General features: G+C 70.5%; 10 protein-coding genes. 4 read left to right on the forward strand and 6 right to left on the reverse strand.

Annotated features, from left to right (window positions below):
- Nucleotides 1-120 precede the first annotated feature (120 nt).
- The 4 genes from LRX76_RS03905 (at nt 121) to LRX76_RS03920 (ending at nt 3283) form a co-directional block, all read left to right on the forward strand.
- Complete coding sequence (locus tag LRX76_RS03905) at nt 121-399, forward strand: hypothetical protein (RefSeq protein ID WP_231802272.1); 279 nt, start codon at nt 121-123, stop codon at nt 397-399.
- A gap of 68 nt (nt 400-467) precedes the next feature.
- Complete coding sequence (locus tag LRX76_RS03910; protein WP_231802274.1) at nt 468-1190, forward strand: fumarylacetoacetate hydrolase family protein; 723 nt, start codon at nt 468-470, stop codon at nt 1188-1190.
- A 66-nt stretch (nt 1191-1256) separates the two neighbouring features.
- Nucleotides 1257-1670 (forward strand): large-conductance mechanosensitive channel protein MscL, encoded by a 414-nt coding sequence (mscL, locus tag LRX76_RS03915; RefSeq protein ID WP_231802276.1) that lies wholly within the window; start codon nt 1257-1259, stop codon nt 1668-1670.
- 191 nt (nt 1671-1861) lie between these two features.
- Complete coding sequence (locus LRX76_RS03920) at nt 1862-3283, forward strand: M20/M25/M40 family metallo-hydrolase (RefSeq protein WP_231802278.1); 1422 nt, start codon at nt 1862-1864, stop codon at nt 3281-3283.
- 270 nt (nt 3284-3553) lie between these two features.
- Here the strand turns inward: LRX76_RS03920 and LRX76_RS03925 are convergent, their stop codons facing one another.
- The 6 genes from LRX76_RS03925 to LRX76_RS03950 all read right to left on the reverse strand — a co-directional run bounded on the left by LRX76_RS03925 (nt 3554) and on the right by LRX76_RS03950 (nt 14027).
- Nucleotides 3554-4432, reverse strand: coding sequence for a TrmH family RNA methyltransferase (locus tag LRX76_RS03925; RefSeq protein ID WP_231802280.1), 879 nt, complete (start codon nt 4430-4432; stop codon nt 3554-3556).
- 1 nt (nt 4433) lies between these two features.
- Complete coding sequence (locus tag LRX76_RS03930) at nt 4434-5924, reverse strand: alanine/glycine:cation symporter family protein (protein WP_231802282.1); 1491 nt, start codon at nt 5922-5924, stop codon at nt 4434-4436.
- 338 nt (nt 5925-6262) lie between these two features.
- Nucleotides 6263-6796, reverse strand: a complete 534-nt coding sequence (locus LRX76_RS03935; protein WP_231802284.1) for a GNAT family protein — start codon at nt 6794-6796, stop codon at nt 6263-6265.
- 286 nt (nt 6797-7082) lie between these two features.
- Nucleotides 7083-9764: a M1 family aminopeptidase gene (locus tag LRX76_RS03940; RefSeq protein WP_231802286.1), complete on the reverse strand. Its 2682-nt coding sequence runs from the start codon at nt 9762-9764 to the stop codon at nt 7083-7085.
- An 85-nt stretch (nt 9765-9849) separates the two neighbouring features.
- Nucleotides 9850-12975: an efflux RND transporter permease subunit gene (locus LRX76_RS03945; protein WP_231802288.1), complete on the reverse strand. Its 3126-nt coding sequence runs from the start codon at nt 12973-12975 to the stop codon at nt 9850-9852.
- Nucleotides 12972-14027 carry an efflux RND transporter periplasmic adaptor subunit gene (locus tag LRX76_RS03950; RefSeq protein WP_231802290.1) on the reverse strand — a complete coding sequence of 352 codons (1056 nt, stop codon included), beginning with the start codon at nt 14025-14027 and terminating at the stop codon, nt 12972-12974. The genes LRX76_RS03945 and LRX76_RS03950 overlap by 4 nt, the downstream gene beginning before the upstream one ends.
- Nucleotides 14028-14044 lie beyond the last annotated feature (17 nt).

Consider the following 14044-nt stretch of genomic DNA (forward strand, 5'->3'; position numbering starts at 1 on the left):
AGCGAGTCAACTCATTGAACAGAAAGGATAAAACCTGTATTTAACGAATATTTCACTCGATCGGGCACGATCGCCGTAATACTCCTGTCATCGCCTACCGGGCACGCGACACGTAGATCCATGCATATCCGTACCTTCACCTTCGGCACCTTCCGCGGCCTGTTCGAGCCGCGCAAACCCCGCCATCCGCTGGTGCGTCTGGCCGCGGGACTGGCTGGCCTGGCGATCCTCGCGGTGCTGGTGGTGTTCGGCGTGTTCGTGGGAGCGGCGATGATCCTGGGCGGCGTCGCCTGGAAGCTGCTGAGCCAGCGCGGCAAGCGTGCCGGCAATGGCGAGCATGCCGTCGTCGACGCCGAGTACCAGGTCGTCCGCAAGCCGGTGCTGCCCTACTCGCGTTGAGCCGCGTCGGCACCACGCCGACGGTCCGCGCGCTAGACTCCCGCGTCGTTTCACAACAGGACGCGAGCATGACCGACGTGAGCTTGACCGATGTAATCCGCGCCCCCGCCCAGCCGCGCGTGCCCGTGGAGGGTGGCGGCACCTTCCCCGTGCACCGCATCTACTGCGTAGGCCGCAACTTCGCCGACCACGCCCGCGAAATGGGCGCGGCCGCCCCGGCATCCAGAACCGATCGCGGCACGCCGACGTTCTTCCTCAAGCCGGCCGATGCCATCGTCGTCGACAGCGAGCACATCCCCTATCCGCCCAGCACCCGCGAACTGCACCACGAGGTCGAGCTGGTGGTGGCGCTGGGCAAGGACGCGCCGCCTGGGGTGCTGCCGGTGGAGGCGGCGATGTCGCTGGTGTTCGGCTACGGCGTCGGCCTGGACCTGACCCGCCGCGACCTGCAGGCCGCCGCCAAGGCCAAGGGCCTGCCATGGGACACCGGCAAGGCGTTCGACCATTCCGCACCGATCAGCTCGCTGGTGCCGGCCGGCGAGGTCGGCGACCTCGCCGCGCTCAACCTGTCGCTGGAGGTCAACGGCCAGGTGCGGCAGCAGTCGCTGCTGGACCAACTGATCTGGGACGTGCCGGAGATCCTGCACGAGCTGTCGCAGCTGTTCGCGCTCAAGGCCGGCGACCTTGTGTTCATGGGCACGCCGGCCGGCGTCGGCCCGCTGCTTCCCGGCGACCGTTTCAGCGCGCGGCTGGAGAACGTGGCCGAGCGCCACGGCGTCATTTCCGGCTGACATTCTCTGGGCTAGGCTGTTCGCGCACGGCGCACCCCCGACGCCGAATGACACAAGGAGCAAACGATGGGAATGATCAGCGAGTTCAAGGAATTCGCCATGCGCGGCAACGTCATCGACCTGGCGGTCGGTGTGGTGATCGGCGGCGCGTTCGGCAAGATCGTCACCGCGCTGGTGGACAAGATCATCATGCCGCCGATCGGCTGGCTGGTCGGCGGCATCGACTTCTCCAAGCTGGCGTGGACGCTCAAGCCGGCCGAGGTCGGCGCCGACGGCCAGGAGATCCCCGCCGTGGTGATCGGCTACGGCGATTTCCTCAACACCGTCGTGCAGTTCGTGATCATCGCCTTCGCGATCTTCCTGGTGATCAAGGCACTCAATCGCCTGAGCCGCAAGAAGGCCGAGGAACCGGCCAAGCCGGCGGCGCCAAGCGAGGAAGTGGTGCTGCTGCGCGAGATCCGCGACTCGCTGAAGAAGTGATCCGCGTCGCGGAAGGATGACCTTCCGCACACGGGCCGGAAGCCGCGCGCTGCTAAGCTCGCGGCTTCTTTTTTGTGCGAGTCCCTCGCAAGAGCCCGCGCATCCCCCTGTGCGGGAACGGAAACCGCGAGTCCCGCGCAAAAGCCCGCACGTCCCCGTGCGGGGACCCTTCCCCCCACATGGAGTCCCGCATGCGCCGCCTCGTCCTTGCCGCCGCCGTCCTGCTCGCCCTGCCCTGCGCCCCGGCCATCGCCCAGACCCGCATTCCCGAGGCCGCGCTGCGCCAGGCCGCGCAACTGCGCGAGCAGGCGCTGGCCGACGACACCGGCTGGAAGGTCACCGAATCGCTGACCACCGAGATCGGCCCGCGCATCGCCGGCAGCGAAGCCGATGCGCGCGCGGTGGCCTGGGCCAAGGCCAAGTTCGAGCAACTGGGCTTCGACAAGGTGTGGACCGAGCCGGTCACCTTCCCCAAGTGGGAGCGCCGCGCCGAGAAGGCCGAGGTGCTGGGCGCGCACGCGCAGCCGCTGACGATCACCGCGCTCGGCGGCAGCCCCGGCGGCACGGTCCAGGGCGAGGTGGTGCGCTTCGCCGACCTGGCGGCGCTGCAGGCCGCCCCCGATGGCTCGCTGGCCGGCAAGATCGCCTTCGTCGACTACCAGATGACCGCCTCGCGCGACGGCAAGGACTACGGCAACGGCGGCGCGATCCGCAGCCGCGGCCCGTCGGCGGCGATCCGCAAGGGCGCCATCGGCTACGTCATGCGTTCGGCCGGCACCGATTCGCATCGCGTGCCGCACACCGGCATCACCCGCTTCGACGAGGGCCTGGCGCCGGTGCCGGCGGCGGCGCTGTCGGTGCCCGACGCCAACCAGCTGGCGCGGCTGGTCGAGCGCGGCCCCACCCGCATCCGCATCGCGCTGGACTGCGGCTGGGACGGCCAGGCGACCTCGTACAACGTGATCGGCGAGATCACCGGGCGCGAGAAGCCGAAGGAGGTGGTGGTGATCGGCGGCCACCTGGATTCCTGGGACCTGGGCACCGGCGCGGTCGACGATGCCGCCGGCGTCGGCATCACCATGGCCGCCGGGCACCTGATCGGCCAGCTCGGACAGGCGCCGAAGCGCACCATCCGCGTGGTCGCCTTCGCCAACGAGGAACAGGGCCTGTACGGCGGCAAGGCCTACGCCGAGGCCCACGGCAAGGACGCGGCCGACATGAAGCGGCACCAGATCGGCGCCGAGAGCGACTTCGGCGCCGGCCGCATCTACGCCTTCAACACCGGCTCGGCGAACCCGGCCGCCTCGCGCGAGGCCACCGCGCAGATCGCGCAGGCGCTGGCGCCGCTGGGCATCGAGTACCAGCCCGGCAAGGGCGGCCCCGGCCCCGACATCAGCCCGATCGCCGCCAAGGGCGCGGCCTGGGCATGGCTGGCGCAGGACGGCAGCGACTATTTCCACCTGCACCACACCGCCGACGACACCCTCGACAAGATCGACCCGAAGGCGCTGGCGCAGAACGTGGCCGCCTACACCGTGTTCGCCTACTTGGCGGCCGAGGCCGAGGGCGACTTCGGCAGCGAGTTCAAGGCGGTCACGCCGCCGCAGGAGTGAGCCGATGGCGATGCGGGGGCACTGGCCCGCGCATCGCAACCTGCCGCACGCCGACATCAACGCGGGAGGCGTCGATCGTCGCTACCGTGCAAGTGGAGCCAAGGGATGTTGCCGCCATCGCCCGGGCGTTCCCTGGATGATCCGCCGTTCGGCTGCCGAAAAGCGTCCCCGGCTTTTGCGGGGATGACGGGAAGCAGGTGCGGAGCGCAAGGCCCGATCCAGGTTCCGCGGCTACGATGCCGAGTCCGGTCGATACTCGACTTGAAGGCCTCAGCGCAGTGCTGACGAGCCAGCGGCCGGACGCTGGCGCCACCACGATGCCAGCAGCACCGCGGTGGCCGAGGCCACGTTGAGGCTCTCCACCGCGCCACTGCCGGGAATCGACACGCGCAGGTCGCAGGCCTGGGCGAAACCGCGGTCCATGCCCTCGCCCTCGGCTCCCATCACGTAGACCAGCCGCGGCGGCAGCGGCGCGGCGAACACGTCCTGCCCGCCGTCCACCAGCGTGGCGGCGAGCACGAAGCCGGCCTCGTGCAGTTGCGCATCGGCCACGTCGGTACGCGGCAGCTGCACCAGCGGTACCGCCTCGGCGCCGCCCTCGGCCACCCGCGCGGCGGCACCGGACAGCGCGAGCGTGGCGCCGGCCGGCAACAGGATGCCGGCCACGCCGAAGTGCGCGGCCGACCGCAGGATCGCGCCGAGGTTGTGCGGGTTTCCGACGCCATCCAGCCACAGTGCCAGCACCGGTCCGGCCGGCAGCGACGCCAGCCAGGCGTCCAGTGCCAGCGGCGGCTGGCGCAGCGCGTCGACGACGATGCCCTCGTGGTGGCGGCTGGCGGCGAGCCGGTCCAGGTCGCCGGTGTCGTCCACCACCCGGTAGCCGATGCGGTTGGCCACGCACCACTTGAGCAGCGGCTGCCACTGCGGGATCGAGGCCTCGGCCAGGTAGACCTTGCGGATGGCCTGCGGACGGCGAGCGAACAGCGCCTGCACCGCGTTGCGCCCGTACAGCCTCAGCTCGCCGGTCTCCTGCCCGCCCTCGCCCCGTGCAGGCGGCGCGGATCGAGGCGCGGGTGCACGCGGCGCAGGCCGCGGCGCACGTCCCCAGGGACTGTCGCGGCCCTGCCCCGGTCGGCGCGGATCGGCCACGTCAGCCTCCCTTGCGCCAGAAGCCGGCGTTGCGGATGCCGAGCTTGTCCGGATCGAATACCGGATCCAGGCCCTGCTTCTTCTGCGTCTCGTAGTCGCGCAGCGCCAGCAGCGCCGGCTTCTGCAGCAGCAGGATGGCGATGATGTTCAACCACGCCATCAGGCCCACGCCGATGTCGCCGAGGGTCCAGGCCATCTCCGCGGTGCGCACCGTGCCGAACACCGTCATCGCGATGATGCCCAGGCGCAGCACCAGCGTGGCCACCGGACGCACCTTGTGGCCGTTGATGTAGGTCAGGTTGGTCTCGGCCATGTAGTAGTAGGCCATGATCGTGGTGAAGGCGAAGAAGAACAGCGCCACGGCCACGAAGCCCGCGCCCCAGCCGGGCAGCACCGACTCGATGCCGGCCTGGGCGAAGCCCGAACCGGCCGCCACGCCCGGCAAGGCCTGGTGGACCATCGTGCCGTCGGGCAGGCTCACGTTGTACATGCCGGTGGACAGCACCAGGAACGCGGTCGCCGTGCACACCAGCATGGTGTCGAAGTAGATCGCCCAGGCCTGCACGTAGCCCTGCTTGGCCGGATGCGAGACCTCGGCGGCGGCGGCGGCGTGCGGGCCGGTGCCCTGGCCGGCCTCGTTGGCGTAGATGCCGCGCTTGACGCCCCACTCGATCGCCAGGCCCAGCATCGCGCCGAAACCGGCATGCAGGCCGAAGGCGCTTTCGAAGATGATGCGGAACATCGTCGGCAGGAAGCTGGCGTTGAGCGACATCACCACCACCGCCATCAGGATGTAGCCGATGGCCATGAACGGCACCACGAACTCGGCGATCGCGGCGATGCGCTTGATCCCGCCGAAGATGATCGCCGCCAGCAGCAGGCCGACGGCGATCCCGATCGCCAGCTTGAAGGCGAACGCCGCCTCCAGGCCCAGCCACTGGCCGTCCAGGCTCGGGCACACGCTGGTGCTGTTGCAGAAGTTGCTGGCGCTGTCGGCGATGGCGTTGGCCTGCACGCCCGGCATCAGGAAACCGGTGGCGACGATGGTGGACAGCGCGAATGCCCAGGCGTACCACTTCAGCCCCAGGCCCTTCTCGATGTAGTAGGCCGGACCGCCGCGATAGCGGCCCTGGTTGTCCTTTTCCTTGTAGATCTGCGCCAGGGTGCACTCGATGTACGAGGTCGAGGCGCCGAGGAAGCCCATCACCCACATCCAGAACACCGCGCCCGGCCCGCCGAAGGCGATGGCGGTGGCCACGCCGGCGATGTTGCCGATGCCGATGCGCCCGGACATCGACAGCGCCAGCGCCTGGAACGAGGACACGCCGGCATCGGATTTCTGCCCGCTGAAGGTCAGGCGGGTCATCTCGACGAAGCCGCGGACCTGCATGAAGCGGGTGCGCAGCGAGAACCACAGGCCCGCGCCCAGGCACAGCACGATCAGTGCCTGGCTCCAGATGATGCTGTTCAGCCAAACGAAAAAGGCTTCCACGAATCGTCTCTCCCGGTCGGATGTCGCCGCTGCGACCGGATGTCGAGCGTGCTGGAGGCGACACGATAACGGGATTTTCACCGGTTGCACACGGCCACCGACAAGTGGAGGCGACTTGCACCGCATCGGTGCGGAAAAGCTGGAAGATGGTGCATTTCCACCTTGGATCGTCGTTCCCGCAACAGCCAATTTCCCTTCCCCCCGCTTGCGGGGGAAGGTGCCCGGAGGGCGGATGGGGGCTGTTCGGAGTATGGGAAAGCCAGAGCAGAAGCACCCCCCATCCGGCGCTGCGCGCCACCTTCCCCCGCAAGCGGGGGAAGGGAGCTTGCCGGCCGCGCTCAGGCCAGGCGCGAAAACATCCGCAGGTCGTGCAGGCCATCGGGCTTGCGGATGGCCGCGCGCAGCACGCCTTCCTCGACGAAGCGGTTCTTCTGCAGCACCCGCGCCGAGGCCGGATTGATGTCGAGCACGGTGGCCTGCATCCGCGTCAGCGACAGCGCCTGCATCACCCAGGGCACGTACAGCGCGACGATGCGGGTCATCAGGCCGCGCCGCCAGTGCGCGCGGCCGAGCCAGTAGCCCAGCTCGGCGCCGTGGGCGCGCTCGCCGCTGCCGGGGCGGGCACCGATGGTGCCGCAGGCCTCGCCGTCGATCTCGATGGCGAACACCGGGTCCGACAGGTCCACCACCTTGCCGGCGAGGAAGGCTTCGCCATCGCTGCGCGTGTACGGGTGCGGGAAGCGATCGCTGAGGCCGCGCACCACCTGGGCATCGTCGGCGTGGCGCAGCAGCGAAGGCAGGTCGTCCGCGCGCCAGCGACGCAGCACGAAGCCGTCGCCGGCGAGTCGAACGTCATCCCAGGAGTACGTCATCGGCGGCCCGGCGCGGTGATCAGGGCCCTCGATGATAGCTGGAGCGTTTCGGTCCGGGCATTGGACGACGGTCGGAATCTCGGCCCGCACGCCAGCGTCGTTACGCGGGATGCGATGTACAGGCGCGTCCAATCAACGTTGCGGCCACGCCGCCAGGTGGCTGCCAGTCATCGGGATTCGTGCCGGGGAAAGCCTCATCACGACTGATGACCGGGAGGCGGTGCCGCTCCCAGGACCACAATGCAGCGGCATGGCTGGACATGCCAGCCGTGCCGCTGCTGAGCCTTCAGCGCAGGATCGCCGCCGGATCCTGCGCATCCTTCAGTGCCGCGCACAGGCGCAGCGATTCGCCGGCCTGGGCCAGACCGCGCTCGGCGCCGGTCAGCGTGGCCAGCTTCGGCTTGAAGAAGGCGTCCAGCCGGTCGGCCTCGGCCACCGAGCAGCCGCCCATGGCCGGCAGCCGCGGCAGGCTGCCGGCCGAGAACGCGCCGGTGCGCGCGACGATGCGCTCGTAGTTGGCGGTGAACCACGGCCAGAACGAATCGCGCACGGCCGGGTCGGTGGCACCGGCGGAGAGCAGCGAGAACATCTCGCCGACCTTGATGTCCGGGCTCAGCGCCAGCTGGCGCACGTGCGCCAGCTGCGCGGGGTCGCGGGTGTAGGACAGCCCGGCGATCAGCGCGTTGCGCTGTACCGGGTCGCCGGCCTGCTTCAGCGCCGCGACCAGGGCGGTCACCGCCGGCTCGCCGCGTTCGCGCACCACCGCGATCAGGGCATTGCCCAGCAGGTCCGGCGAGACCGCGGCGAAATCGAGCTGGCCGTCCTTGCCGGCCAGCACCGCATCGCCGTAGGCGAGCAGCGCCTGCCGCACCTCCGGCACCTCCAGCCGCGTGCCGAGCAGGCCGACCAGGTCCGAGCGCAGGTTGGCATCGTCCTGCGATTCGCCGGCGCGCGCGGCATACCCCAGCCGGCGCAGCCGCGGCAGGTAGGCATCCTGCGCCACCTTGCGCAGCGCCTCGCGCTGGGCGTCGCTACCGGCCAGCTGGTTCCACAGCCAGTTGAAGCGGTTCAGCAGCGCAGTGGAGACCTCGGCCGAGGGCGAGGCGGCCAGCCGGCGCAGGCCGGCCAGCACGTCGGCGGCATCGGCGTCGCCGCGGGCGAAGGCGGCATCGATCGCGTCGGCATAGGTCAGCTGCTCGGTCTCGTCCAGATCGCCGACATGCTGGCCGAGCCGGGCCAGCTGCGCCCTGGGCAGGCTGAAGCGGTAGTAGCCGCTGCCGCCGGCGTTGGGCAGCACCCAGCTGTCGGCGCCGGCACCGGGCAGCGCGATGCTGCCGCTGGCCGCATCGACCAGGCCGCAGGCGCTGCGGCTGCCGCCGGCCACGCCGTACTTGACGCACACCGGCACGCCCCAGGTCTGCGCCGTGGATCCCGTCGAACCGACAGGCAGGTAGCGCTGCTGGGTGAACTGCAACGCGTAGCCAGCCGGCGTGGCGGCGAGCTGCGCCTGCAGGTAGGGCACCCCGGGCTGTTCGATGAAGCCGGCGAAGGCGCGCTTGAAATCCTCGCCCTTGCCGGCGGCGGCGGCGATGGCATCGATCAGGTCGTAGGCGGTGGCATTGCCGAACCTGTGCGCCTGGATGTACCGGCGCATGCCGTCGCGGAAGGTGTCCGGCCCGACGAAGCGCTCGAACATGCCCAGCACCGCCGCGCCCTTCTGGTAGGTGATGCCGTCGAAGGCGGTCTCGATGTCGCCGTTGCCGGTGATCGGCTGGCGGATCTTGCGCGCGCTGACCAGGCTGTCGGCGTTCATCGTGCGCTGGGCGCTGGACACGCGGTCCAGGTCGGCGCGGAACTGCGGGCGCAGCGCCATCGTCACCTTCTGCTGCATCCAGGTGGCGAAGGCCTCGTTGAGCCACAGGTCGTCCCACCAGGCCATGGTCACCGTGTCGCCGGTCCACTGGTGGGCCAGCTCGTGCGCGGTGACGTCGAAGGAGCCCTGCACGTTGCGGGTGGGCGAGTGCTCGTCCAGCAGCAGCAGCCAGTCGCGGAAGGTGACGAAGCCCGGGTTCTCCATCGCGCCGGCGGAGAAGTCCGGCGCGGCCACCAGGTCCAGCTTGCCGAACGGGTAGCCGAAGCCGTAGTAGTCCTCGAGGTAATGGATGATCTCCGGGGTCTGCGCCAGCGCGCGCTGCATGCGCGGGCCCTGCCCCCGGGCGGCGACCCCGCGCAGCGGCACCGGCTCGGTGCGCTCGGCGTTGGGTGCGATCGCAGGGCCGTCGACCACGTCCCAAGGGCCCACCGCATAGGCCAGCAGGTAGGTCGGCAGCGGCAGGGTCTCGGCGAAGGTGACCGTCTTCCAGCCCTTGCCGGCCGGCGTGCTGGACACCTCGGCGGTGTTGGCCAGCGCCTGCTCGGCCTGCGGCACCGTGAGGCTCAGCGCGAACGGGGTCTTGAACGCCGGCTCGTCGAAGCCGGGAAAGGCGTAGCGCGCGCTGATCGGCTCCATCTGCGTCATCGCGTAGGCGCGGCCCTGGTAGCCGACCTTGTACAGCCCCTGCAGCTGCTGGTTCAGCGGCGCGCTGTAGGCGATCTCCAGCGTCAGCTGCTGCGGCACCAGGGTGCGGCCGAAATCGATCCGGGCCACGCCGGCCTGGGCGTCCGCCTGGCGCCAGGTGGCGGCGAAGGCCTCGCCCTCGGCAGGCACCACGCGGGTGCTGGCGACCTTGAGTTGCTTGCCGTGCAACCAGAGGTGGTCGGCCGCCTCGGCCAGGCGCACGCGGATCCTCACGCTGCCACTGAAGTCGGCCTGGCCCGGATCGACCTTCAGCGCCAGCGCATAGTGCTCCGGCACCGCCCATTGCGGCAGGCGGCCGGTGGGCACCGGGTCCTGCGCGGTGGCGGCAAGCGCGGCGCCGCAGCACAGCGCCAGGGTGGAGGCCAGGACAACGGGGGCGAGACGGCGCATCGAGGAATCCTTCAGGGAGACGGCAACGCACCACTCAAGCACGGATGGGTGCGGCGGTCATGTATCCAAAGTGACAGGCGCCGCCTCAGGCATGGCCGCCGACCTCGGGCGTGGTCGCCTCCAGCCTCGCCAGCTCGTGCGCCACCGCCTCGGGCGACTTGGTGTACGGCGCGATCAGCGCGTAGAACGCCGGCACCACGTACAGCGACAGCAGCGTGGACAGCGACACGCCGAAGATCACCACCACGCCGATGGTGGCGCGGCTGGCCGAACCGGGGCCGCCGGCGGCCACCAGCGGGATCGCGCCGACCACGGTGGCGATCGAGGTCATCAGGATCGGGCGCAGGCGCACCGAGGCCGACTCGACGATGGCCTGGTGCACGCTGCGGCCCTCGTCGCGCAGCTGGTTGGCGAACTCCACGATCAGGATGCCGTTCTTGGCCGCCAGCCCGACCAGCATGACGATGCCGATCTGGCTGAACAGGTTGAGCGTGCCGCCTGTGATCCAAAGCCCGACCAGCGCGCCGAGCACCGCCAGCGGCACGGTGAGCATGATCACCAGCGGATGGGCGAAGCTCTCGAACTGCGCGGCCAGCACCAGGTACACCACCAGCAGCGCCATTGCGAAGGTCAGCAGCACCGCCGAGCCCGATTGCTGGTACTCGCGCGATTCGCCCCGCCAGTCGATCTGCGCGTAGTCCGGCAGTTCCTCGGCGGCCGCCTGTTGCGCCCAGGCGATGGCATCGCCGAGCCGGTAGCCCGGCGCCAGGCCGGCGGTCAGGGTGATCGAGCGCAGGCGGTTGAAGCGGTTGAGCGTGCCCGGTTCGGCGATCTCGCTCAGCGTGACCAGGTTGGACAGCGGGATCAGCTGGCCGCTGGACGAGCGCACGCGGATCGCCTCCAGGTCGGCGGGCGCGGCGCGGCCGGCGCGGCCGGCCTGCAGCATCACGTCGTACTCCTCGCCGTTGTCGACGAAGGTGGTCACCCGCACCGAGCCCATCAGCGCCTCCAGCGCGCCGCCGATCGCGGTCACCGGCACGCCGAGGTCGGCCGCGCGCTGGCGATCGATGTTCACCCGCATCTGCGGGCGGGTTTCCTTGTAGTCCGAGTCGGCGCCGACCAGGCCGGGGTTGGCCTCCATGCGCTGCAGCATGCGATCGCGCCATTGCGCCAGCTCGACGTAGTCCGGCCCGCCCAGCACCATCTGGAACGGCTGCCCGCCGCCGCGCACCAGCCCGCCCTGCACCTGGGTGCGCACGCGCACGCCGGTGAGGCCGGCCAGGCGGCGCTGGATGTCGGCGGCCACGTCGATGGTCGGCTCGCTGCGCTTGCTCCAGTCCTGCAGGAACACGCTGACCCGCCCGGTGTGCATCTCCTCGCTGTTGCCGAAGCCGCCGGGCACGCGCGGGTTGGCGCGCGCGATCAGCTGGTCCGGGCCGATCATCGGCTCGAGGATCTTTTCCACCTGCTTGATCTGGCCCACCGTGTAGTCGAAGCCCGCGCCCTCCGGGCCTTCGAGCATGACCTGGAACTGGCCGCGGTCCTCGGCCGGGGCCAGTTCCGACGGCACCCGGTGGAACAGCAGCACGATCAGCACCGCCGCGCCCAGCATCAGCCCGGCGAACAGCCAGTGGCGGCCCACGCTGCGCTCGAGCGAACGCCGGTAGCCGGCGGCGACGCGTTCCAGGCGGCCATCGAACCACGCATTGAAGCGGTTGCGCCTGGCCTGCCCGTGCGGCTTGATCAGCTTGGACGACATCATCGGCGTCAGCGTCAGCGCCACGAACGCGGAGATCGCCACCGCCGCGGCCAGCGCCACCGCCAGCTCGCGGAACAGCCGCCCGGTGTTGCCCTGCAGGAAGCCGACCGGCAGGAACACCGCCACCAGCACCGCGGTGGTGGCGATCACGGCGAAGGCCACCTGCGCGGTACCGCGCCTGGACGCCACCAGCGGCGGCTCGCCCAGGTCGACGCGGCGCTGGATGTTCTCCACCACCACGATGGCGTCGTCCACCACCAGGCCGATCGCCAGCACCAGCGCCAGCAGGGTGAGCAGGTTGATCGAGAAGCCGAACGCGTACAGCGCGATGAACGAGGCGATCAGGCACACCGGTACCGTCACCGCCGGGATCAGCGCCGCGCGCACGCTGCCCAGGAACATCCAGATCACCAGCAGCACCAGCACCACCGCCTCCACCAGCGTGTGGTAGACGCGCTGCACCGCCGCATCGATGAAGGTGGTGGTGTCGAAGGCGACGAAGATGTTGGTGCCTGCGGGCAGCGACTTCTGGATCTGCTCGGCCTCGGCGCGCGCCGCCCGCGCCACGTCCAGCGCGTTGGCGGTGGAGTTGCGCACGATGCCCAGGCCGACGTTGGGCTGGCCGTTGCTGTGGAAGTAGGCGCGGCGCTCGGCCGAGCCCAGCTCGATCTCGGCCACGTCGCCCAGCCGCACCACGTAGCCGTCCGCGCCCTTGCCCAGCGGGATGCGGGCGAAGTCCTCCGGCTTGAGGTAGCTGCGCTCCACCCGCAGGGTGAAGTCGCGCTGCGCCGATTCCAGGCTGCCGGCCGGCAGCTCGACGTTCTCGTTCTGCAGCGAGGTGCTGACGTCGGCCACGGTGAGGTTGCGCGCGGCCAGCTGGTCGCGGTCCAGCCAGATGCGCATGGCATAGCGCTGGCGCCCGCCGATGCGTACCTGGGCCACGCCGTCGAGGCTGGAGAAGCGGTCCACCACGTAGCGCTCGGCGTAGTCGGACAGCTGCAGCGTGTCCATCGCCGAGGAGTTCATGTTGAGCCACAGGATCGGGTCGGCGTCGGCTTCGACCTTGGATATCTCCGGCGGCCGCGCCTGGTCGGGCATGCGGTCGGAGACGCGGCTGACCGCGTCGCGCACGTCGTTGGCGGCGGCCTCGATGTCGCGGCTCTGCGAGAACTCGATGCTGATGTCCGAGCTGCCGTTGCGGCTGCGCGCCTGGATGATCTCGATGCCCTCGATGCCGGCCAGCGCATCCTCCAGCACCTGGGTGATGCGGCTCTCCACCACCGCCGCCGAGGCGCCGGTGTACTCGACCTCCACCGAGACGATCGGCGGGTCGATCGCCGGCAGCTCGCGCAGGGTCAGGCGGGCGAAGGACATCAGTCCCAGCACGATCAGCAGCAGGCTCATCACCACCGCCAGCACCGGGCGGGTGATGGAGATGTCGGACAGTTTCATCGCGCGCTACCGGCGGGGGCGGCGCCGTCGCGCACCTTCAGGCCCGGCCGCAGCTTGCCGGCGCCGTCGACCACGATGCGCTCACCCGGCTGCAGGCCCTCAAGGATCTCCACCAGGCCGTCGCGGCGCTCGCCGGCCCTGATGTCGGCGCGCTCGACCGTGTCGTCGTCCTTGACCCGGAACACGTAGGATTCGCGCCCCACCTGCACCACCGCGATCTCGGGGATCACCAGGGCCTGGCGCTCGGGCTGGAACAGGCTCACCTGCAGCAGCATTCCCGGGCGCAGGCGGCGGTCGGGGTTGTCGAAGTCGGCGCGCACGGTCACCGCGCGGGTGGCCTCGTCGATGCGCGAGTCCACGGTGCTCACCACACCCGCGAAGGTCTCGCCCGGCCAGGCCGCAGCGGTGCCGGTGACGGACCGGCCCGGCTGCACCAGCGCCAGCTGCGACTCGGGCACCTGGAAGTCCACGTGCATGCGCGAGACGTCGTCGAGCGTGGCGATCACCGTCGAGGACGTGACCAGCGAACCGGGACTGACCCGGCGGATGCCCAGCACGCCGGCGAACGGCGCCCGCACCTCGCGGTCGACGATCTCCGCCTGCATCTGCCGCACCCGCGCCAGCGCCGCGTCGCGCAGCGCCTTCTGCGTATCCACGGTGGAGCGTGCGACCAGCTGCTGGCCGACCAGTTCGAGCTGGCGGCGATGCAGCTGCTCGGCTTCCTGGTAGGTGGCCTGCGCGGCGACCAGCGCCGCATCCTGGGCATTGCCGCGCAGGGTCAGCAGCAGCTGCCCGGCCTTCACCTCGTCGCCGCTGTCGAAGTAGACCTTCTCCACCACGTCGCTGACCGCGGCGGTGAGCCCGACCGACTCGCGCGCCCGCACCGTCGCCAGCGACTGCAGGGTGCTGCTCCAGGCACGCGGCTGTACCGTCTGCAGGGTGACCGGCGTGGGTTCGGCGGAAGCGGGGGCGACTTCGGGTTTGCCACAGCCGCCGAGCCAGATTGCCGCCAGGGCAATCGCGGCCAGGCGCGTGCGGAGTCGGAAAGGCATGCGCGGGAAGTCCTGCA

It is taken from the genome of Stenotrophomonas sp. MMGLT7 (assembly GCF_021168555.1).
Lineage (GTDB): Bacteria > Pseudomonadota > Gammaproteobacteria > Xanthomonadales > Xanthomonadaceae > MMGLT7.